Here is a 285-nt window from a genome sequence, read left to right on the forward strand (position 1 = left end):
CCACGAAGCGGCTCAACCTTACTGGAGCAGATGTTAGCAGGACACAGTCAATGGGCAACGCTTGGAGAAGACACCAGTATTACTAATAAGCTAGTCGCTTTTTTAGTACTAAAAAAAGGGTTACGCTACCCTCAATGCTTAACTAAGCTAACAACGCCTTTATTTAACCAAGCCAGAGCCATGTATTTACATAACTTAAGTTCTTCTGGGAGCAATTGCGCATTTGTGATCAATAAACTGCCTAGGAATTACCAAAACTTAGGGTTTATTTATATTTTATTCCCA

The 285-nt window shown here is 39.6% G+C and carries 1 protein-coding gene; it reads left to right on the forward strand.

The features are described from left to right. Positions 1-285 (forward strand): sulfotransferase (locus CWC30_RS18030; RefSeq protein WP_138627770.1); only part of this gene is annotated, 285 nt, incomplete at both ends.

It is taken from the genome of Pseudoalteromonas sp. S4741 (assembly GCF_005886135.1).
Lineage (GTDB): Bacteria > Pseudomonadota > Gammaproteobacteria > Enterobacterales > Alteromonadaceae > Pseudoalteromonas > Pseudoalteromonas tetraodonis.